Source organism: Sphingomonas sp. DBB INV C78 (genome assembly GCF_042693015.1).
GTDB lineage: Bacteria > Pseudomonadota > Alphaproteobacteria > Sphingomonadales > Sphingomonadaceae > Sphingomonas_E.
This window is the reverse complement of sequence record NZ_CP170544.1, coordinates 3,795,540-3,816,373: the sequence shown is the minus strand read 5'-3', so window position 1 is coordinate 3,816,373 and position 20,834 is coordinate 3,795,540. Positions and strand designations below refer to the sequence as shown.

Here is a 20,834-nt window from a genome sequence, read left to right as displayed (position 1 = left end):
GCCGGGGCGGCGACAAAGCCTTTCTGTGGCTGTCGGCCGTCCGGGTAGGGCGCATCCCGGCCGTTTCGCCAACAATGGCCCGTCCAGCCATCGTCATCGGCCGTGTCGCCATCCATGCTGCGCAAAAATAGAGGATGCGAGAAACGCCATGAAACTGGGGATGACGCTGCCGGTGATGGAGCCCGATGTCGATCGGGCGATGCTGGAAGGCTGGGTGAGGGCGATCGATCAGGGGCCCTTTTCGTCGCTCTGCTTCGGCGAGCGCATGGCGTTCGACAATCCCGAGACGCTGAGCCTGCTCGGGGCCTGCGCGGCGTGGACCGATCGGGTGCGGCTGGTGACGACGATCATGATTCCGCAGCTCCATGATCCGGTGATGCTGGCGAAGAGCCTCGCCACCGTCGACATGCTGAGCCAAGGGCGACTGACCGTCGGCCTCGGCATCGGCGGGCGGATCGAGGATTATGTCGCGGCCGGCGCAGATCCCGCGACGCGCACCCATGGCGAGCTTGCGCGCCGTGTGGATGTGATGAAGCGCGTCTGGGCGGGCGAGAAAGTGGTGGACGCGATCAAGCCGGTCGGCCCAGCGCCGGTCCAGTCAGGCGGACCCGAATTGCTGATCGGCGCGCAGGGGCCGAAGGCGACACGGATGGCGGCCGCCTGGGCGGACGGCATCGCCGGCTTCAGCTTCAACATGGACATGAAGGATGTCGAAGCAAGCTTCGATCAGGTGCGCGCCGCCTGGGCGGAGGCGGGCCGGCCGGCGCCGCGGCTCACCACATCCTTCTGGTTCGCGCTGGGGGACGGCGCCCGCGCGCAGGTGCAGAGCCATCTGCGGCACTATTTCAACTGGATCGAGCCGGCGACGCTGGAGGCGATGCTTCCCGTTACCGGCTTTGCCGGCAGCACGGCCGAACTCAGGGATGTGCTGCGTCAGATCGCCGATCTCGGCGCCGACGAGGTGCAATTGATCCCGACCAGCGGCGACGTGGAGGAGGTCGCGCGCGTCGCGGACCTGATCGGCTGATACGATGCCCTCCCCGGCGCGGAACCGGGGAGGGTCCGAAATCAGGGGGCCATCACTTCGAGTGTGGTGACATAGCCCAGCCGCCGCTCGCTGGCGTTGGGGATGCTCGCCTTATTGTCGGTCGCGGTGGCGTTCAGCCAGTAGAAGCCCGGCTCGGCCCAATCGACCTTGACCTCGCCATTGGCGTCGGTGGTGTAGTTCTTCTCGTTCAGCGCATTGCGGTAGCGGATGCCACCGGGAATCACCGTCACCTTCAGGTTCGCGGCCGGCTTGCCGTCGATCACGAAGCGGAACGCGGCCTGTTCGCCGGCGACGAGATCATTGGGGTGGGTGACGGGAACCATCTCCAGCCCCTTGCCGGTCGGCTTGAGCACGCCGTCGGAGGGGGTGCCCGAGCTCACGAAGATCTCGTTGCGGTTCCAGCCTTCCGAAAGCTTCACGTCGGTCGCGCCGGCCGGAATGGAGGTGGCGAGCTGGGCGGCGGTGGTGCCGCGTGGCAGGCGCTTTTCCTCGCCATTCAGCTTGTAGCTGCCCATGATGCCGCCGCCGGAATTGGCGATCTTGTAGGTGCCCTTCTGCGTCAGATGCAGGTCGAAGGTGCTGCGATAGCGGCCGGTGGCGCCATTCTCGATCTTCACCTCGCTGCCGTCAGGCGCCCAGGCCTTGATATTGTCGAGGCGGACCGGCTGATGCTCGAAATAGAAGAGGTCGTTGGAGACGGCGGCGTCGACCGTGACCCACACATCATCGCCCGAGACGATGGTCGACGACGGCAGCATCCACTGGCGATGGGCCGAGGCCGCGGAGGCGACAAGCCCTAGGGCGGCGACGGCAGTCAGCAGGCTAGAAATGCGAAGGCGCATGACGATCCTCTCGATTTGAGATCAGGGCTTGAAGGTGGCGACGACCTGGCCGAGTTCGGCCGTGCCGGCAGCGCGCACCGTCTGGCCGGGCTTGGGCGGCCAGGCGAAGGGAAGCTGCAGCATCTCGCGCCCGCCGACTTCGCGCGCGGCCTCGACGAACAGGATGTAATTGCCCGGCGCCAGGTTCGGCAGCCCGCCCTTGCCGGGCGCGAAGCTGATCTTCTGCGGGCCCGGCGCGCGGGTCGCGCCGCTGATGCCGGCGGCGGGGAACTTCATGGTGCGGCCGGACTTGCGCCACCAGGTGCGCATATCGCGCAGCCATTTGGTGCCTTCATTGGCCTTCATGTCATCGTCGTACCACACGGAGATGGTCGTCGCGGTTGGCTGGCCCGGCTGTTCGATCCACATCGCCACATAAGGCCGGTGATATTCGGCGACCTTGAGCTGCGGGATGTTGACGGTAACGTCGATGCCGGCGGCCGCGGCCGGGGTGGCCAGAGTGGCGGTGACGGCGATGCTCAGGGTCTTTGTGCGCATCAGATTCCTCAGTGGATGAAATAGACGGCGAGAATGGCGGGAATGACGAGGCCGGCACCGACGATAGGCCACGTGCTGCGCCGCTTGGGCGCGTGGAGCTGGAGCAGGAACAGGCCGCTGAGCGCGAAGATCAGGCAGGCGCCGGCGAAGATGTCGATGAACCATTTCCACGCGGTGCCCGAATTGCGGCCCTTGTGGAGATCGTTGAGCCAGGCGATCGCGCCGCGGCTGGTTTCTTCGGAGGTGATCGCGCCGGTCGCCCGGTCGATCGAAACCCAGCCGTCACCGCCGGGGCGGGGCAAGGCGAGATAGATTTCGTCGGCGGACCATTCGGCGGTGCCGCTGGTCGCGACCTTCAGCTCCTTGCCGATCCATACGGCGACGCGAGCGGGCAGCGGCTTCTTCGCGTCGGCGGCGTCATCGGGCGCGACGGCGGGAAGCAGGTTCGCCGGCAGTTGCGCGGCGCGTTCCGAAGTGACCGGTTCTGCCTCGATCTCGGCGGCGTGGTTCAGCGTGATGCCGGTGATGGTGAAGAGCAGGAGGCCGATCAGGCAGATCGCCGAACTCATCCAATGCCAGGTGTGGAGCTGCTTCAGCCAGAAGGCGCGGCGGCTTTTGCGGGCACGTGGTTTCGCGTCAGGTTTGGACCCGTCAGAAGGCTTGGCTATGGCGGGCGGATATTCCTGCATGATCGCCGCCCGCATAACGCGAGTGATTTGCGATAACAATCCTTTTTGCGAATGGATCGCAATCACTCCCTCTCCCGCCGGGGCGGGAGAGGGAGAATCACATCATCGGACCAGCAGGCCGCGGGCCTGGCTGGCGATCTGGGCGAGCATCGCGGCAGTCGGGGTGGGAGCGGTGCGGGCACGATCGACGAGCGCGCGGAACTGCGCGGCACGCGGTTCGTGCGCGGTCAGCCATTTTTCCACAGCCGCCAGCGGATCGCCCTTGCCGTTGCGGGTGAGGAAATCGAGGCGAAGCTGCTCGAAATCACGCGCAAGGCCGGAAGCGAGCAGGCGTTCCCACGGATCGGACGAGACGAAGCGCAGCGACGCGGCCTTCGCCCAATCGAGACCCAGCGCCTCGCCCAGTCGCACATAAGCGGTGGTCGCGACGACCTCGTCGACGCCGAGCCGCTGGGCAAGCGCCGCGGTGCCGACCGCGCCATCCAGCTCATCGAGGCGGACGACGCGCTTGACCAGCTTGGTATCGGCGCCGGCGCCGAGCAGGCGTTCGCGCAGCGCATCGGCCTGGGTGCGGGCCTCCTGACGCAGCAGGGTTTCGGCCGCCGCGTCGAGACGACGGATGCCTTCGCCGAACTTCTCGGCGATCTCGCCCGCCTTCATCTCGGCACCGCCGGCGCGGACCAGATCGGCGATGTGGAGGCGCGCGGCCGAGGAGGTCGCTTCGAGCAACTGGAAGCGGGCATCTTCGGACAGCTTGGCCTGTTCGATCGTGCTGTAGATCGACTCGAGGCCGAAGATCGCGTCAGCCGCGAAATAGGTCGCCGCGACCTGGGCGAGGCTGATGCCTTCTTCCTCGGCCAGTTCGAACGGCGCGATCAGGCCGAGCCGGTTGACGACGCGGTTGGCCATCTTGGTCGCGATGATCGCGCCGCGCAGCCGATGCTTGTCGATCGCCTCGGCAAAGCGTTCGCGCATCGCCGCAGGGAAGGCCGCATGCAGCAACGGATCGAGCAGCGGATCATTGGCGAGATCGGTCGCTTCGATCGCCGCCTGCAGCGCCAGCTTGCCGTGGCTGAGCAGGATCGACAGCTCCGGTCGGGTAAGGCCGCGCTGATCCTGCGCGCGACGGAGCAGTTCGTCCGAACTGTCGAGCCCCTCGACGGCGCGGTCGATGCGGCCGGCCGTCTCCATGATCTCGATCACGCGGACCTGCGCGGGCAGCGCCGCGGCACCACCGCGTTCGGCGAGCGACAGGCCGAGCGTCTGGAGGCGGTTATCCTCCAGCACCAGGGCCGAGACATCATCGGTCATGCTGACGAGGAGCTGGTTGCGATCCTCGAACTTCAGCCGGCCTTCGATCATCTCCCGATTGAGCGGGATCTTGATGTTGACCTCATTATCCGAGCAGTCGACGCCTGCCGAATTGTCGATGAAGTCGGTGTTGATGCGGCCGCCGCGCAGCGAATAAGCGATGCGGCCAGCCTGCGTGACGCCGAGGTTGGCGCCTTCGCCGACGGCCTTGGCCCGCACGTCCTCGCCATTGACGCGGTGGGCGTCGTTGGCGGGATCGCCGACCTCGGCATTATTCTCGTCGCGCGACTTTATGTAGGTGCCGATGCCGCCGAACCAAAGGAGATCGACCGGGCTTTTCAGGATCGCCGCGATCAAGGTGGACGGGTCATAGGTGCCGGCGTCGATGCCGATCACCGCGGCAGCTTCCTTCGACAGCGGGATTTCCTTTTGGGTGCGCGGGAAGATGCCGCCACCCTTCGAGATCAGCTTGGCGTCATAATCCGCCCAGGACGAGCGCGGCAGCTTGAACATGCGCGCGCGTTCCTTCCACGATGCGGCGGCATCGGGATCTGGATCAAGGAAGATGTGGCGATGGTCGAACGCCGCGACCAGCCTGATCGTCTTCGACAAGAGCATGCCGTTGCCGAACACGTCGCCCGACATATCGCCGCAGCCGGCGACGGTGACCGGGTCCTTCTGAACGTCCACGCCCATTTCGAGGAAGTGGCGCTGGACCGAGACCCAGGCGCCGCGCGCGGTGATGCCCATGCCCTTATGGTCATAACCCTGCGATCCGCCGGAGGCGAAGGCGTCGCCCAGCCAGAAATTGCGGTCGAGCGCGATCGCGTTGGCGACGTCGGAGAAGGCGGCCGTGCCCTTGTCCGCCGCGACCACGAAATAGGGATCGTCGCCATCGCGGATCACCACCTTCTCAGGGTGGATCACCTTGTCCTCAACGATATTGTCGGTGACAGACAGCAAGGATCGGATGAAGATGCGGTAGCTTTCGGTGCCTTCCGCGAGCCACGCATCGCGGTTGAGCGCGGCCGAGGGAAGCTGTTTCGGATAGAAGCCGCCCTTGGCGCCGGTGGGCACGATCACCGCATTCTTGACCAACTGCGCCTTCATGAGGCCCAGGATTTCCGTGCGGAAATCGTCGCGCCGATCGGACCAGCGCAGGCCGCCGCGTGCGATCGGGCCGCCGCGCAGGTGGATGCCCTCGACACGCGGGCTGTAGACCCAGATCTCGCGCCACGGGCGCGGCGCGGGCAGGCCGGGGATTGCTGCGCTCTCGAGCTTGAAGGCGAGCGCCTCGGCTGCGGCCGGGGCGAAGGCGTTGGTCCGCAAAGTCGCCTGCACCACCGCGCGGATGCGACGCAGGATGCGATCGTCGTCGATCGCCGCGACGTTCGCGAGCGCTGCGTCGATCGCGTCCTCGGCAGCCTTGGCCTCCTTGGCGCCGGCGCGCTGGGGATCGTGCAGCGCAGTGAACAGATCAATGATCCGCCGCGCCACCACCGGCGCTTTGCGCAGCGCTTGGGCGACGGTGTCGAGACCATAAGACAGGCCGGTCTGGCGCAGATAGCGGAACCAGGCGCGGAACAGCACCACCGCCTGCGGATCGAGCCCGACCGAGATGATGAGCTGATTGAAGTTGTCATTCTCCGCCTTGCCTTCGAGCACGGCGGCGATCGCCTTTTCGGCGACGTCGGCGCGGATCATCAGCGCGTCGACATCCCCCGTCTCGTCGAGTTCGACGAGATATTCGTGAATGTAACCGAGCCGGCCGCCATCGAGCGCGGTCGGCGTTTCCTTGAGCACGCGGAAGCCGAACGCCTCCAGCACGGGCACCGCTTCCGACAGCGGGATCAGCCCGCCGAGGCGATAGCTTTTGAGGCGGAGCTGACGTTCGCCATCCTTGTCGAGGCGGTAGAGCCGCGCCCCGCGATCGTCGGGCGTGTTGAGCGCGCGCAGGCGGACCATGTCCCGCCCGGCTTCATCGGCCGGATAGCGCTCGCGATAGGCCTGCGGGAAAGCGGAACCGAAGGCCAGGACGAGCCGCGTCGCCGGGCCGGCGCCGACCTGATCGGTGAGGGCCGCTTCGACGGCGGGGTTCCAGCCGCGAACCATCCGTTCAAGCTCGGCATCGAGCGCCTTGGGATCGGGCAGGGGCGCGCCGGGCTTCAGATCGAGGGTGTAGCGGATCAGCGCGAGATCGCCGTCACCGAGTTCGATCGCCCAACTCGAAATGGTCGCGCCGGCGTGGCTCTCGATCATGTTGCCGATCGCGGTGCGGCGGCCGGTGGAAAGCTCGTCGCGCGGCAACCAGACGAAGGCAAAGAGATGGCGTTCGAGCGCGGACGGCGTCAGCACCAGCTTGGGCCGCGGGCGATCGGCCAGCGACATTGCGGTGAGCGCCAGTTCCTCCAGCCCCTTGGCGCCGACGGCGACAAGGATGTCGTGCGGTAGGGACGAGAGCGCGTGGCGCAGCGCCTTGCCGGCATGGCCTGACGGATCGAAGGCATATTTTTCGTCCATCGCGGTGAGCCGTGCGCGGAGCACCGGCACCTTGTCCGACGGCGCGCGCAGCGCAGCGCTGGTCCAGAGGCCAGCATGGAGCGACACGCCCGTAAGCTTGCCCGCGTCACGGTGGGGCAGCGCGATCAGATCCATCGGCACGCGGCGGTGGACGGTCGCGGCACGATCGGCCTTGAGCACCAGCGGCGCCTCCCCGCCGCTTTCGAAGCGGGCGATGGCCGAATGCAGCGCCTCGTCGCTCCAAACTTCATGCTTGGGATTGGCAAGGATGCCGAGACCGCGTTCATGGCCGCCATCGGCCAGCTCGACGCGGTGGCCGAGCAAAGTGAAATGGCGATCGCCGAACCAGCGCAGCAGCGCGGCGCCTTCGCCGTCGGGCAGTCGCTCGCTATCCTCGCGCAGCGCCATTTGCAGTCGCGGCCAATCGGTAACGGCGGCGCGGACGTCGGCGAGGACGTCGGCAAGCTCGTCGGCCAGCGCGCGGCGGGTGCGGGCGTCGGCGCGCTCGATCTCCATATAGATCATCGATTCGCGGCGTTCGCCGCTGGCGTCGCCCGGCAGGATCGCGGTCAGCTTGCCATCGCTGTCGCGGCGCACCGGGACGACGGGATGGAGCAGGCGATGAATGTCGAGGCCGAGCGCGCCGACCGCGCCCGCGACCGAATCGACCAGGAAGGGCATATCGTCATTGATGACGGCCAGGCGCATGCGGCGGCCGCCCTCATCGCTGCCGATCGATTCCAGGCGGATCGCGGCCTTGCTCTGGCTGCGCTTGGCGGCGGTAGCGGCCACGAAGGCAGCGGCAGCCGAACGGGCGTCGCCCGCGAAGCCGTCGGTCTCGCCGGGCAGTGCGCCCCGGGTCAGCGCCTCGGCAATCGCTTCGGAAATGCTGTCGTCGATCGTATTGGCAAGCGCTTGGCTTTTGGCCGGCATGGTCCGCTCCTGAACAGCGGCTCGGGATCGCCGCTTCTGGCTATTCCTCCGGTCCATATGCGCCTGCCCGATGACCGCGGCAAGGCAAGAGAAACCGGCGCAATTCAATGGCTGGAAGGCACAGGCACACCACCACGGCGCGTCATCTTGTGCAGGGATTGCGTAATATAATTACGCCAGTAGGAACCGAATCGGTGATCAGCCCTTCGCGTGACGAAGGGCGCGTTCGAGCAGCTTCGCCTCGCCCGCGACAGGAGCAAGAATCGCAACCGATCCATTGGCTTCGCGCCGGGCGACGAGCAGCAGGAATTCCTCGTCCTGGCCCGTCAGATCGATGCCGAGATCGACATGCGCACGCGGCGCGGCAGAGCGCAGAGCGACGCGGGGGTCTTTCGGTGCGGGGCGGGTGGCGGGGCGTCGTGCCGTGCGTTCGGCCGCGACCAGGCCCTTGAGGCCGCCTTCCTGGCTTTCGAGCACGCCACGCAACGCACCCAGCCCGACTCCGGTCCGCCGGGCAAAGGAAAGGGCGGCGGCAAATTCGGTCAGCCGCGTCTTGTCATAATCGGCGCCGAAAACCAGCTTCACCACCGGCGTCATCGGCGCGCGTGCCTGCGCCTTGACGCCGCAATCGGCGAGCAACTCGGCATAATCCTCTGGCTGGGCTTCGGCGACGAGCGCGAAATCATAAGCGAGGCCGAGTGCGCGATAGAGTGCGGCGCGGGTGCGCGCCCGCGCCGTGCGGGCGGCGTCCGCGGTCTCGCGCGCCAAGGCAAGGCGATCGGCCAGGCCGATATCGGCGGTGGCGTCATAGCCGTCCCCGCCGTCGAACCAGTCCTCGTCGATGCCGTCGTCGATCAGCGGGAAGGGCGCGGCGGCATTGGGGCCGTCGGCCCAGGCGGTCGATGGCGCGGCCATCAGCGCCTGGCCGATCTCCTCGGCCAGCGCCTCGGCCTCATTCTCGCCGACGACTTCCTTCCAGTTGATCACGCCATAGATGAAGTCGATCGATTCGCCGGTCGACGCGAACGGCATCAGGATGCCGCGATAAAGGGTGTTGGCGCCGCGGCGGTTGACGAACTCGGCCTCGAAGCCGATCGGCGCGCGGTTGGCGATGATCTCCAGATAATGATCGGTCAGGCGAGACAGCAAAGTGCCGCCGGGCACGTCGGAAAGCATGGTGATGCCGCCGGCATGCTCGCCTTCCTCGCGCAATTCGTTGCCGATGAAGGCGATCGCCGGATTTTCCGGATCGCGGCTGAAATCGAGCAGCACGCTGTTCGGGCCGAAATCGGCGATGCTGGCGGGATCGAGATCCTGGATCGCCGGGTAGGGGCGGCCATCGAGTAGCGACACCCAATAATTATACGCGCGCACATGCATGCGCCGCTCGTCACCGCCGATCGCGGGCGGCGGCTCCATGCGGGAGTCGGTCTCGGCGACGTCTGTCTCGACCTCGATCGTCGGCACCGTATCCATGCTTCATCCGTCCTCGGCCGATTATGCCTTTGGCAAGAGGATGGACGCATTGTGGTTTACGTTCGGTAAATCGCCGGCCGGCGCGGCCCGCGGACGGAAGAGTGTTGCCAGCCCCGATCGGCGCTGGTAAGGGCCGCCACCTTGCCAGGCCGCTTTAGCTCAGCTGGTAGAGCATCGCATTCGTAATGCGAGGGTCACAGGTTCGAGTCCTGTAAGCGGCACCATTTTTCCTAAGAAAATCAAATATTCTTCATCTGGTCTTGGTGATTCGACCCGCGGGGGCGTCGAATTTCGGATTCGAGGGATCTTTTGCGCGTGCGCGCCTTTACCCTGGATCAGGGCAGCGATGATCGCCATGAGCTGGCAATCTCGGTTCTATTCCTTGGCTCTCGCAGACACGGCAAAGCCCCGGCCTTTCGACCGGGGCTTTGAATCGGCCCAGCGGTTAAGCGCTTACCGGTTCATCGTCATCGTCATCGTCAAGGATAAGCCATAACAGGATACCGGCTGCCACCACGCCGCCAACGATAAGCCACGTATTATCACCTTCACCGCGGCTCACCTTCTGCATGGGTGCCGCGGCGCGTGTCTGCCCGCTGAGCGAGAGTGCGGCGGCGCTGCTCCGCGCGGTTTGCGCTGCCACCGGCGAGGCGACGATCGCCGTCGCGGCTAACAGTCCCAAAAGTCCCGATGTGCGCATGTCCATCTCCTTTCGGATCGTCCACTGCCCGGGAGGGGCGCTGTGGACCGTGCTCCTTCCGGGCCTAACCAGGTCCCGGCGGGGTCAGACAAGAGGCGCGTCCAACTCACACCAGCACCGATGTTGGCGGTCCATTGATAGCTGCGGCGCAAAAATTGTGTATCCGGGTTTTTCCCTATGTTTGGGGCGGGGCGCCTTTATCCGAGCCGAGGCGTCCGAACGCACGAATGGCTGGCGCTGGTGGGGGGCCTGAACGCGGACACGCAGCACATGCCCAAGCCGCACCACATGGCTCTTCAGGCCGGCTGCTTGCTGCGCTGGACTATCTCCCCGGCGAGCTTGTGGGCCACTTCGGCGAGATGGTCGAAGTGGGCCTCGTAACGCGCCATGCCCTGGCTCAGCGACCGCAATTCCGCCTCCAGCCCATGCAGTTCGGCCTCGGGCAGCAGTACCTCGATCGCATCCCAGCGCGACCAGCCATCCTGCGGCGCCATGCCGAGCATCTGCCCGCGCCGGCTTGCGACGGCAGAGCTGACGCGCGAGCTGGCACTGCCCGGCGTCATGATCCGCACATGGGCGACGGGTTCGAGCAGATAGGGCGCTGCCGCGGCGAGCGCTTCGGACACTGCCAGACGCCCGGCTGTGCGGAAGGCGAGTTCCGAGCTGTCGACGCTGTGGAAGGCGCCGTCCAGCAGGGTCACTGCGACATCGACCACCGGGAAGCCCAGCGGCCCCTTGGCAATCGCGTCGCGCGCACCCTGCTCCACCGCAGGAATCCACTGCTTCGGCACCGCGCCGCCCGTAATCTTGTCTTCGAAGCGGAAGCCCTCGCCGGGCTCGAGTGGCCGGATTTCCACGGTTACGTCGCCAAACTGGCCGTGGCCGCCCGATTGCTTCTTATGCCGACCGCGCTGAGTGGCCGACTTACGGATCGATTCCTTGTAGGCAACCGTCCGTCGGCCGACTTTCACCGCGACGCCGTAACGGCGCTTGAGCCGCTCGACCGCGACCGCCAGATGTTCGTCATTGATGCCGTGGAGCAGGGTTTCGTGCGAAACCTCGTCCTGGGCCCAATGCAGCCCCGGATCTTCCTCTACCAGGCGGTTGAGCGCGGTCGACAGGCGGACCTCGTCCTTCTGGCTTTCCGCCGCGACCGCCAGCGCGCAATTGGCGGTGACGGCTTCGGCCTGGATGCCGGAGCCCGCCAGCTTGCCGCCAGGCCCGATCAGATCGCCGGCGCGGACGCCATCGACCTTGGCGATGCCGACAATGTCGCCGGGTTCCGCCCGGCCGACCTTGGTTGTGCCGGCCCCCTGGACCGCGAACAGCGCGCCTGCCCGCGCCGCCTGGCCGTTGGTTGCGGCAAGATCCGCACCCTCAGCCAATGCCGTGCCGAACACGCGGGCCAGTGCCAGTCGGCCGACCGTGCTGCCATGCCAGACCTTGAGGATCTGGGCCGCCGCGCCCTCGATGCCGATCCGCGCCGCAGTGTCGGCGGCCGTCGGGGTGTCGTGACGCAGCATCTTCAGCAGGCGGCGGATGCCATGCCCGCTGGTCGCCGAACCGAACAGCACGGGCACCACCAGCCCGCTCTTCGTCTCGCTGGCGAGATCGCCGAAGACGAGGGCGAGACTCGGCATCTCATCGGAGAGGAGTTGTTCGAGCAGCGTATCGTCATGATCCGCGAGTTGTTCGAGCATCACCATCCGCGCCGCGGCTTCCTGCTCGCGGAGGTGCTCGGCCAGCGGCACCTGTTCGGACGATTGACCCGTCCGGTAATGATAGGCCCGTTCCAGCGCGAGATCGACGAAACCCGCGACCCGTTCCCCCGCGCTGATCGGGATCTGCCTGGCGACCAGCGCCGCCGCACTCATCGGTTTCAGCGCCTCGAGCAGATCGGCGATGCTGCCACGCGCCTGATCGATCTTGTTGACGAACACGGCATGGGGGATGCCCGCCGCCTCCAGCCGGCGCAGCGTGGGTTCGACCAACGGCGCGCGGGCGGGATCGGGATCGATCACCACCAGCGCGAGATCGGCCGCCTCCACCGCGATCGCGGCATCCGCAGCAAATCCCGCGGAACCCGGCGCATCGACCAATATGAAGCGATCGCCATGCCAGTCGAACCGCATGAGGTTGAGTTCGGTGGAGCCGCCCCGCGCCCGCGCTTCGGCGCTGCCGTCGCCGATGCTGCTGCCGGCCGTGACCGTACCCTGTCGATCGACGGCGCCCGCCGCGAACAACAAGGCCTCCGCAAGACTCGTCTTGCCTGCACCCGCCGGTCCGACGAGTGCGATTGCTCTTATGCCTTTGCCAGTTCCCGTCATCCTGCCCTCCTCCTGCCAATCCAGTTTTCTGGTCACAGCGGTGCAATCGGGAGTCGCGAGCGTCCTCCCATAAGCGCCGGAGCGCAAGTCCCCACGCCCCTTCAACAAGTCCCGGAAGGAGAAAATCGGCCGCCTTCTTCCCTTTTTTTGCAAGCGGCGCTAAGGCGGCGCGATTTTCTCCGTTCGACTCAAATTCAAGGGGCCTGATGGCTAAGGAAGAACTGCTCGAAATGCGCGGGCAAGTGGTGGAACTGCTGCCCAACGCGATGTTTCGTGTCCGCCTCGAAAACGATCACGAGATCCTCGGCCACACCGCGGGCAAGATGCGCAAGAACCGCATCCGCGTGCTGGTCGGCGACGAGGTGCTGGTCGAGCTGACGCCCTATGATCTGACCAAGGGCCGGATCACCTATCGCTTCAAGTGATCCCGGCGCAGGCCGGGATCCAGCATTAGGGCACAGCACCATGCGGCTGATCCTTGCTTCCGCCAGCCCGCGACGGCTGGAGCAGCTCGCGCGCCTGGGCATCACGCCGGCGGCGGTCGATCCGGCCGAGATCGACGAAGCGGCGGCACCCAACGAACTGCCGCTGCCGCATGCGCGCCGGCTGGCTGCTGAGAAGGCCGCTGCGGTCGCCGCACGGCATCCCGGCGCCGTGACGCTTGCCGCCGACACCGTAGTGGCCGCCGGCCGCCGCATCCTGCCCAAGGCCGAGGATGAGGCGACGGCGCGCAATTGCCTCGAACTGCTGTCAGGCCGCCGCCACCGCGTCATCACCGCCCTGACGGTGGTCGATGCCGAAGGGCGCGCGCGGCATCGCGATTCGACCTCGATCGTCACCTTCAAGCGGCTGACGCCGACCGAGATCGACCATTATCTCGCCGCCGGCGAATGGCGGGGCAAGGCCGGCGGTTATGCCATTCAGGGCCGCGCCGAAGCCTATGTCCGCTTTCTCGGCGGCAGCCATTCGGGCGTCGTCGGCCTGCCGCTCTATGAAACGCGCACATTGCTCGAAGCGAGCGGGATAAGCCTTGGCTGAATGGCTCTATGAGGATGGCGTGGGCGAGGCCCGCGCCGCGCTGGTCGAACAGGGCCGCATCCTCGAAGCCATGATCGAGCCCGACGACGAAGGGCCGCGCGCCGGTGCGATCCTGTCCGCGCGGCTGACGAAGATCGTCCAGCCCGGCCGCCGCGCGATTGCGACACTGGCGGACGGCAGCGAGGCGCTGATCGAGCCGCCACCCGCCGGCTTCACCGAAGGCGCGCGCCTGCTGGTCGAGATCAGCCGCGCGGCGATTGCCGAACCGGGCCGCCCCAAGCGAGCCATCGCCCGCCCCGCCCCGGCCGGCGCGGAGCCGATGGACGGTCCCGATCTGCTCGCGCGGATCAATGCCAGCGGCTTTCCCGTGAGGCGCGTCGGCACGCATGGCGAGGATGCGCTCGAAACGGCCGGCTGGTCCGAACTGATCGAGGAAGCGACGACCGGCGAGATCGCCTTTCCCGGCGGTGGCCTGCGCCTATCGCTGACGCCGGCGATGACCCTGCTCGATGTCGACGGTCTGCTGCCGCCGGCCGAGTTGGCAGTCGCAGGCGCACGGGCGGCAGCGCGCGCCATACGCCGGATGGGGATAAGCGGATCGATCGGCATCGACCTACCGACCATCACCGGCAAGGGGGACCGCCAGGCCGCCGCCGCCGCGATCGACGAGGAACTGCCGCAGCCGTTCGAGCGCACGGCAGTCAACGGCTTCGGTTTCGTCCAGATCGTCCGCCGCCGCGCCCGCGCCTCGCTGCCCGAATTGCTGCGCAGCGATGCCGCAGCAGCAGCCGCCCGCGCGCTCATCCGCCGTGCCGAACGCACCCCCGGCGCGGGCGCGATCCACATCAGCGCCGCGGCCGCGGTGATCGCCATCCTCGAAGACCGGACGGGCTGGCGCGACCAGCTCGAACGGCGGCGCGGCCTGCCGCTTGCCTTGCGGACGGACGCGACACTCGCCATATCGGCGGGGCATGTCCATATCGGCCCCCTCCAAGCGTAAGCGCGGCACCTGCCCCCTTTGCGGCGCGCCGGCGACGCCCGTGCACACCCCCTTTTGCAGCCAGGGCTGCCGCGATCGCGACCTCCTGAACTGGCTCGGCGACGCCTATCGCACCCCCGGCCCGGTGGCAGATGAGAGCGCGCAAGAAATCGCCAATGATGGGCTGGACAGGCCCTAGCAGGCTTGTCTATAGGCCGCGCTCCAACGCTTCCTGCCCAGGTAGCTCAGTTGGTAGAGCACGTGACTGAAAATCACGGTGTCGGCGGTTCGATTCCGTCCCTGGGCACCATTTCCCCGTCAGCATAGCCCTAGCAAATGCGACCGAAACCTATCGGCGCGGCTCCAGCCACCAGACCTGTTTCCAGCCGGCGACGTCGCCGACGGCGCGGCCCGTGGCGTCGGTGGCGGGCGCATAGCGGAAGCGCTGTTCGACCAGCTGACAGGTCGTCCGGTCGAGATCGGCATTGCCGCTGGATGTAGCGACGCGGCAGTTGCTGACGCGGCCGTCGGTGCGCACGTCGAAATGAACGACCACCGTTCCACCGACTTTCACCCGGCTGGCGGCGCGCGGATAGTCGCTATCCTTGATAGTGCCGGAAATCCAGCGGGGCCGGCTCCCGCCACCGCTGCCCATGCCGTTACCCCTGCCGCCGGTGCCCTGGCCGGATAGCGCGGCGCCATCGGCCGCGCCCGATCCTCCGGCCGGTGGTGGCGGCGCCTGCGTGGCGGCGGGGCTTGGGGTGGCCTGTTGCGGTACGCTCGGGCGCGGATGTGCAGATGCTGCGGGGGCGGGTTTCGGCGTCGTCCCTTGCGCCGATCTGGCAGAGGAACCCTCCGCCTTGGCCGGCGCCGGAGGTTGCTTCACCGCCGGCTCCCGAATTTCGACGAGCACCAGCCGGTCTTCGAGCGCTGGGGCGGGGGCGGCAAGCTTCCAGGTCAGCAGCAGGCAGATCGCGAGTGCATGAAGGCCGGCAACGAGGGCGACGACGCCGAGGTTGCTCCTACCATGGCCAGCCCGAGCATAGGACATTGCGACACTTTCGATGACCCGGCGCCCTTAAACGTCCGAAGCTTGCCGGGGGTTGAACCGGCCCGTACAAGCGGGTTCTAGGATATAAGGCCGCTGCCCAACTCGCGCGCATAGTCCGCCAACGGAACGGTGGGCGCTGGGGATGCCAGGATGTTCCCGTACATCGCGCCCTCATAGCAACGCCGGGCGCCGCGGAAGAGCATTTCGAAATGGTCGGCACCCCACAGATTGCCGCCGTGGCAGACATAATAATAGCCGTCGGGCCGGTCGATCAGCGCAAGCGGCGCCGTCGCGCGCAGCGATCGGACGAGTTCGGTATCGCTGCCGCGGGTGAGCGAGGAATAAGCCGGTATCGCCGATCTCCGCACCAGCATCGTGTTTTCCCAGGTTCGCCATCCGGATTCGGCGATCCTCCCCCGCGCCGGCCACCAGAGCGCGACACGAGAGAGAAAGCTTGCGGTGGCACCCGTCGCGGCGATGCCGGCCTGCTGGAGCGCGAGCCGTTCCGGGTGGCTGAGATCGTCATCGTCCCAGATCGCGAACAGATCGCCCTGGGCATGGCGCATCGCCGCGTTGCGCAGTTCGCCCACGCTTTCGGCGTAGGGAATGGAGAAGAAGCGGATCGTGGGATCGGCCAGTCCGGCGACAAGATCACGAACCTCGCGGCCTTCATTCCTGCAGACAATCACAAGTTCGCGGCGCGGATGGGTCTGCCGCTGGTAGCATTGGATCGCATATCTGGCTGGGAAGGCGTTTCCCCGCGTCGCCATGATGCAGGAGATGAGCGGGGCATCCATGCCCCCGGACGCCATATCGGCGACGAGCTCCCGACGGGACTTCCCCGGTCGCAGAAGGACGAGGGGGAGTGGCCTGGAGTTCATGGCGTCCGCAGCTCCCGCGGTGTGATGTGTGGCGCGTGCCACGCTGCCCGGCACATCGCCTTGTCGGGCGAGGCGATGACGGCGGTGCCGATCAGCGCTTCCTCCGCCGCCATGGCAAGCACCAGCTGGGGCACCATGGCGCGCGGGTGGAGCAGGTGGCTGTTGGGCTGCGGGAAAATCAGCTTGCCCGCTCGCCCCGTGGTCAGCGACAGCATGCCGCTGAAATCCTTCTCGGTCTGGCACCAGGCGCGATCGGCGCCCGCCCCGCCATCCACCGATCCGTCCGGCCGGGGCAAGGCAAAGCCGCCTTCGACGATCGTCAGTCGCCGGCTGGATCGGATCCGATGCAGGCGGATATGCCAGGGGCGATCCCAATAGATCCAGCTTTCCACGCCGACGTCCGGCCAAGGCCGCCAGACGGAATAGAGCGTGTCGTCGATTAGCGCGCTTTCGCCGCTGCCGTCGCGCATCCGCCAGTTTTCCTCCGCGTCGCAGAGGCCGATACTGCCGTCGAAGCCGATACGGTCGAAGTGCCGTTCGGCTTCAACGGCGAAGGCATAACGGGTGGAATAAGCGAATTTGGCATATTTCTCCGCCCCGCCGGCCACGTCCGCCGCAGGCGCCGAGGCCAGCACGGTCGTCTGGCCGGGCTCATGCGCGGCGAGCATGCGCGGGTGCCGGAGGACGAAGGGTGACGGGCGCGCCGGCATCGGTTGTTCGGGAGACGACCAGAACGGATGCTCTTCGGGCAAGGCCAGCGGCAGGAATGCCTTGAAGGCCCAATAAGGCGATCCGGGCGCGTTATAGCCCTCGGCCATATTGGCGTCGGGGTAGCCATAGCCGACGCTCAACACGCCATCGCGCCGCGTGATCGGCCATTGCCGCCACCAGCGCAGGTGGCGCAGATACAGGCCCTTGAGCACGCCCCAGGGCAGCACCTCGACATCGGCGAAGGCGCAGGCACCGAAAAAAGCGGCCGCGCCGAAGCGATAGGTGAGGCTGCGGCCGAAGGGCAGGATCGCACCGTCATCGGCACACCAGTGCAGCCATTGCTGCGCGAAGGGTGCGGCGCGATCCCGGAACATCGCGAAGCGGTCTCCGCCCAGCCGCGACAGGATCAGGCCGTAAAAGTGGAAGGCGAAGCCCGAATAATGGTCCAAGCGGTTAGGATGACCATCGGCATACCAGCCATCGCCGACATGGTAATGTTCCACCGCTGTCAAAGCCGTCTCGACGATACCGTCGTCCGCCTGCCGGCCGGCCGCGGCGAGACCGAGGTCGATCAAGACGGGAAACAACTGCCAATTATTGTCGAAGCATGGTTGCCGCCGGGCCTGGACGAGATAATCGGCCAGCCGATCCTGGATCGGCGCGTCTAGAGGATCCCACAGCCGATCCCTGGCAAGGGTGATCGCGGCAGCCAGTGCTGCAGCCTCGACGATCCGCTGATCGAAGGGGCGCAGCTCGCCCCAATAATCGGTGTGGGACGGGTCGGTGCCATTGGCGATACCCTGTCTATAGAGTGGCCACCAATCGGCCTCGTCCGCGCCACCTGCCGCGGCAGCGGCCAGCCCCCATAGCGGTCGGGCAAAGCCTTCGAGACCGGCGGCGGATCGATCATAGGTGGCGCCCGCCGCCTCAATCTCCACCTGTCCGCTACCGGCCGAGAAACATGGGCGGAGCGGTGCAAAGCAGGCTCGCAAGGCGCGGGCGACGTCGTCGCGGGTCGCTAGCGGATTGCCCGCCAGCGGATTGAAAGGGGAGGGCCGTTCCGGGTCGAGGCGAATGTCACCCTGGCCGACCAATCAGCTCCTCCCATGCCAACGTCTCAAGCAGCGATAGCGACTGTCCGATTTGTCGCTACCGCCATCCTGCTCCGGCGCTGGCGGCCGCACAAGTGCCGGGTGGGGTCCGGCGGCGTACCGATCCTGCCGACCGGCTTGGCGTGCCGATCCAGCGATAGGGCCACGACGGATCGAACCGATGTTCTTGAGCGGGCCGCGGTCTCGTGAGGTCCGCCTGGAAGCTGGTGACGCGGTGCGGCGATGGCACTAACACGCTGGGCATGCTTGCCAACGAGTCCTTCCGTCCCGCGATCGCGTTCATCTTCGTGACGGCGGTGCTCGATGTGATGGCGATGGGCCTCGTCATCCCGGTCCTGCCGCAGTTGATCGAGGAGTTCAGCGGGGCGAACGCCACCGCGGGCTTCTGGAACGGCGTGCTGGTGGCGCTGTGGGCGGCGATGCAGTTCCTCTGCTCGCCGATCATCGGCTCCCTGTCCGATCGTTTTGGCCGGCGCCCGACCATCCTGATCTCGACCGCGGGGCTGGCGGCGGACTGGGTGCTGATGGCGCTCGCGCCCAATCTCTGGTGGCTGGCGGTGGGCCGGATGCTGGGCGGCATGACCTCGTCGAGCTTCACCACCATCTACGCCTATATGGCCGACATCACCGAGCCCGACAAACGGGCGCGCGGCTATGGTCTGGTCGGCGCGGCGTTCAGTGCGGGCTTCGTTGCGGGGCCGATGCTTGGTGGAGTGCTGGGCGAGTTTGGCCCACGCGTGCCCTTCTGGGCGGCCGCCGGCCTTTCGGCGCTCGCCTTCCTCTACGGCCTGTTCGTGCTGCCGGAATCCTTGCCGCGCGAAAAGCGCATGGCCTTCGCCTGGAGCCGCGCCAATCCGTTCGGCGCGCTTCGGCTGCTGCGCTCGCATCCCGAGCTTTCCGGCCTCTCGATCGTGAATTTCCTGCTCTATTTCGCCCACCATGTCTTTTCGGCGGTGTTCGTTCTCTATGCCGCCTTTCGCTACGGCTGGGGTGCGTTCGAGGTCGGCATATTGCTGGGGTTGGTCGGCCTGCTCGACATGATCGTCCAGGGTGTGCTGGTCGGACCGGCGGTGAAGCGCTGGGGGGACCGGCCGGTAATGGTGTTCGGGCTCGCCGCGGGCGCGGTCGGCATCGCCTGCATGGGGGCGGCGCCCAATGGCTGGCTGTTCACGCTCGCCATGCTCCCCAACGCACTCTGGGGCCTCGCCATGCCTACCTTGCAATCCTTGATGACGCGGCTCGTTTCCGAAAGCGAGCAGGGGCAGCTGCAGGGCGCGAACATGAGCGTGGCGAGCATCGCCGGCGTCGCCTCGCCGCTTTTCTTCGGCTGGGTCTATGTAGTGTCGGTGGGCAATGCGCCGGGGCTGAGCTTCTTCATCGCCGCGTTGGTGCTCTTGGCCGGCGCCTTGATCGGACTCGTCGTCAGCCGCCGGGCGGCCGCGGCGGAGGGGGCGTGAATATTGTTCACCGCCCCTTCACCTTCATGGTAGCACTGCCGTCATCATGATGTTGGTTCGATCCGCTTTGCTTCTCAGCACATTGGCACTGGCAGCCCCGGCCCTTGCGCAGGCCAGCGATGCACCCGCACCGGCAGGCGAGATCATCAGCCTGTCGCCAGATGAGAAGGAAAAAGCGCTCGATAGCGGCCGCGGCGTCCATGTGGGGCCAGCGATCGGCGAACTGCCGATCAGCGGCTTGCCGCAGGTGCATGGCGAGCTTGGCTTCATGATCGGCACCGGCGGCATGCGCGGCGCTTATGGCACGGCGGCTATGCCGCTGGGCGAGAATGCCGGCGCCACGATCTCGTTCGAAAATTACCGCTGGGGTCACAAGCGCTAAGGCTTGCGAGCCCGCGCGCGCGCCGCGCGGTTGATCTCGGCGATCGCCTTCATCGGCCGGGCCACCGAAAGCACGGCATACCATTCCCCCGGCAGCGCCGCAGTGCGCCGGTCCTCCCGCTCGATCGCGCGGAAATCCTGCCGCAGCGTCTCGATCCGCTCGCGCAGGCGAGCGAGCCCCGTCGGCGACAGCTTGATCGTCTCCGCGCTGAACATCGTATCGGGATGGCCATAATCGAGCGCGAAGAAATGCTGCTTCAACTGTCGGTCGAAGTGGCGGCGCAGCGGTTCGCGCTGCCAGACATGCTTGGGGTTGAGCCGCGCGCGCCAGCGCCCGCCCGATAGCCGGTCGATCAGCGCCAGCCGTTCGAGCCGGCGGACATGCGCCTCCACCTCCTCCGGCGGCACCGCAAAGCTTGTCGTCGCTTCCGCCGGCGGCCAGCCGTTCAGGATCATGAAGAAGATCGTCGATAGCGTGGGATCACTGCCCAGCGCCTCTTCCTGCGCCAAGGTCAGATGATCGGATTCCGGGTCGGGATCGCGGCCCGCGTCGATCAGGTCGGACAGGCTGAGATCGGCGATCGTGCACAGCCGTTCGAGCGTCCTCAGCGTCAGCCCGCGGCCGTGTAGCCAGCGCTTCACCGTCGCGGTGCCGACGCCCAATGTCTCGGCGAGTCGCGCCTGCGTCCAGCCCGCCGCGCGCAGCGAACGGCGCAACATGACGAGCATCCCCTCCGTCTCTTTCGAGACTGGATCGTCAGATGAGCTTTCAGGGATCTCTGGATGATCCATTCCGCTCAAATGTAGCTGTCGCGCCCGCCGCGCAAGCATATTCTCACAC

Annotated in this window: 18 protein-coding genes and 2 tRNA genes; 9 read left to right on the top strand and 11 right to left on the bottom strand. The window is 66.9% G+C overall.

Features of this window, described 5'->3' with window-relative positions; translation table 11 throughout:
* The first annotated feature begins 148 nt into the window (after window positions 1-148).
* Window positions 149-1,027, top strand: a complete 879-nt coding sequence (locus ACFB49_RS18005; RefSeq protein WP_380872677.1) for an LLM class flavin-dependent oxidoreductase — start codon at window positions 149-151, stop codon at window positions 1,025-1,027.
* A gap of 41 nt (window positions 1,028-1,068) precedes the next feature.
* On the opposite strand, the gene ACFB49_RS18000 is transcribed toward ACFB49_RS18005, so the two are convergent.
* The 5 genes from ACFB49_RS18000 to ACFB49_RS17980 all read right to left on the bottom strand — a co-directional run bounded on the left by ACFB49_RS18000 (window position 1,069) and on the right by ACFB49_RS17980 (window position 9,356).
* Complete coding sequence (locus ACFB49_RS18000) at window positions 1,069-1,890, bottom strand: DUF4198 domain-containing protein (protein WP_380872676.1); 822 nt, start codon at window positions 1,888-1,890, stop codon at window positions 1,069-1,071.
* Between the two features lie 21 nt (window positions 1,891-1,911).
* Window positions 1,912-2,427: a DUF2271 domain-containing protein gene (locus ACFB49_RS17995; RefSeq protein ID WP_380872675.1), complete on the bottom strand. Its 516-nt coding sequence runs from the start codon at window positions 2,425-2,427 to the stop codon at window positions 1,912-1,914.
* Window positions 2,428-2,435: 8 nt separating this feature from the next.
* Window positions 2,436-3,116 (bottom strand): PepSY-associated TM helix domain-containing protein, encoded by a 681-nt coding sequence (locus tag ACFB49_RS17990; RefSeq protein WP_380872674.1) that lies wholly within the window; start codon window positions 3,114-3,116, stop codon window positions 2,436-2,438.
* Window positions 3,117-3,218: 102 nt separating this feature from the next.
* Window positions 3,219-7,880, bottom strand: coding sequence for an NAD-glutamate dehydrogenase (locus tag ACFB49_RS17985; protein WP_380872673.1), 4,662 nt, complete (start codon window positions 7,878-7,880; stop codon window positions 3,219-3,221).
* A 198-nt stretch (window positions 7,881-8,078) separates the two neighbouring features.
* Window positions 8,079-9,356 (bottom strand): hypothetical protein, encoded by a 1,278-nt coding sequence (locus ACFB49_RS17980; protein ID WP_380872671.1) that lies wholly within the window; start codon window positions 9,354-9,356, stop codon window positions 8,079-8,081.
* Window positions 9,357-9,504: 148 nt separating this feature from the next.
* On the opposite strand from ACFB49_RS17980, the gene ACFB49_RS17975 reads away from it, so the two are divergent.
* Window positions 9,505-9,580, top strand: a tRNA-Thr gene (locus ACFB49_RS17975).
* 221 nt (window positions 9,581-9,801) lie between these two features.
* Here ACFB49_RS17975 and ACFB49_RS17970 read toward each other — a convergent pair.
* The gene (locus ACFB49_RS17970) at window positions 9,802-10,056 is read right to left on the bottom strand and encodes a hypothetical protein (protein WP_380872670.1); all 255 of its coding nucleotides are present in this window, start codon (window positions 10,054-10,056) and stop codon (window positions 9,802-9,804) included.
* A 296-nt stretch (window positions 10,057-10,352) separates the two neighbouring features.
* Window positions 10,353-12,383: an elongation factor G gene (locus ACFB49_RS17965; RefSeq protein WP_380872669.1), complete on the bottom strand. Its 2,031-nt coding sequence runs from the start codon at window positions 12,381-12,383 to the stop codon at window positions 10,353-10,355.
* 206 nt (window positions 12,384-12,589) lie between these two features.
* Between ACFB49_RS17965 and infA the strand changes: the two genes are divergently transcribed.
* From infA to ACFB49_RS17940, 5 genes are all read left to right on the top strand, one after another.
* Complete coding sequence (gene infA, locus ACFB49_RS17960) at window positions 12,590-12,808, top strand: translation initiation factor IF-1 (RefSeq protein WP_003049127.1); 219 nt, start codon at window positions 12,590-12,592, stop codon at window positions 12,806-12,808.
* 40 nt (window positions 12,809-12,848) lie between these two features.
* On the top strand, window positions 12,849-13,421 hold the full coding sequence (locus ACFB49_RS17955) for a Maf family protein (protein WP_380872668.1): 573 nt from the start codon (window positions 12,849-12,851) through the stop codon (window positions 13,419-13,421).
* Window positions 13,414-14,421: a ribonuclease gene (locus tag ACFB49_RS17950; protein ID WP_380872667.1), complete on the top strand. Its 1,008-nt coding sequence runs from the start codon at window positions 13,414-13,416 to the stop codon at window positions 14,419-14,421. The genes ACFB49_RS17955 and ACFB49_RS17950 overlap by 8 nt, the downstream gene beginning before the upstream one ends.
* Complete coding sequence (gene yacG, locus ACFB49_RS17945; protein WP_380872666.1) at window positions 14,393-14,599, top strand: DNA gyrase inhibitor YacG; 207 nt, start codon at window positions 14,393-14,395, stop codon at window positions 14,597-14,599. The genes ACFB49_RS17950 and yacG overlap by 29 nt, the downstream gene beginning before the upstream one ends.
* Window positions 14,600-14,634: 35 nt before the next feature.
* Window positions 14,635-14,710 (top strand) — tRNA-Phe (locus ACFB49_RS17940).
* Window positions 14,711-14,749: 39 nt separating this feature from the next.
* On the opposite strand, the gene ACFB49_RS17935 is transcribed toward ACFB49_RS17940, so the two are convergent.
* The 3 genes from ACFB49_RS17935 to ACFB49_RS17925 all read right to left on the bottom strand — a co-directional run bounded on the left by ACFB49_RS17935 (window position 14,750) and on the right by ACFB49_RS17925 (window position 18,137).
* Entirely contained in the window at window positions 14,750-15,451 is a 702-nt protein-coding gene (locus ACFB49_RS17935) for an energy transducer TonB (protein ID WP_380872665.1), read from the bottom strand.
* A 77-nt stretch (window positions 15,452-15,528) separates the two neighbouring features.
* The gene (locus ACFB49_RS17930) at window positions 15,529-16,248 is read right to left on the bottom strand and encodes a glycosyltransferase (protein ID WP_380872664.1); all 720 of its coding nucleotides are present in this window, start codon (window positions 16,246-16,248) and stop codon (window positions 15,529-15,531) included.
* 80 nt (window positions 16,249-16,328) lie between these two features.
* On the bottom strand, window positions 16,329-18,137 hold the full coding sequence (locus tag ACFB49_RS17925) for a DUF2264 domain-containing protein (RefSeq protein ID WP_380872663.1): 1,809 nt from the start codon (window positions 18,135-18,137) through the stop codon (window positions 16,329-16,331).
* Window positions 18,138-18,340: 203 nt separating this feature from the next.
* Here ACFB49_RS17925 and ACFB49_RS17920 point away from each other — a divergent pair, with 203 nt between their 5' ends.
* Window positions 18,341-19,612 carry a TCR/Tet family MFS transporter gene (locus tag ACFB49_RS17920; protein ID WP_380872662.1) on the top strand — a complete coding sequence of 424 codons (1,272 nt, stop codon included), beginning with the start codon at window positions 18,341-18,343 and terminating at the stop codon, window positions 19,610-19,612.
* A 49-nt stretch (window positions 19,613-19,661) separates the two neighbouring features.
* Window positions 19,662-19,994, top strand: a complete 333-nt coding sequence (locus ACFB49_RS17915) for a hypothetical protein (protein ID WP_380872661.1) — start codon at window positions 19,662-19,664, stop codon at window positions 19,992-19,994.
* On the opposite strand, the gene ACFB49_RS17910 is transcribed toward ACFB49_RS17915, so the two are convergent.
* On the bottom strand, window positions 19,991-20,713 hold the full coding sequence (locus ACFB49_RS17910) for a helix-turn-helix domain-containing protein (RefSeq protein WP_380872660.1): 723 nt from the start codon (window positions 20,711-20,713) through the stop codon (window positions 19,991-19,993). The genes ACFB49_RS17915 and ACFB49_RS17910 overlap by 4 nt on opposite strands.
* Between the last annotated feature and the right edge of the window lie 121 nt (window positions 20,714-20,834).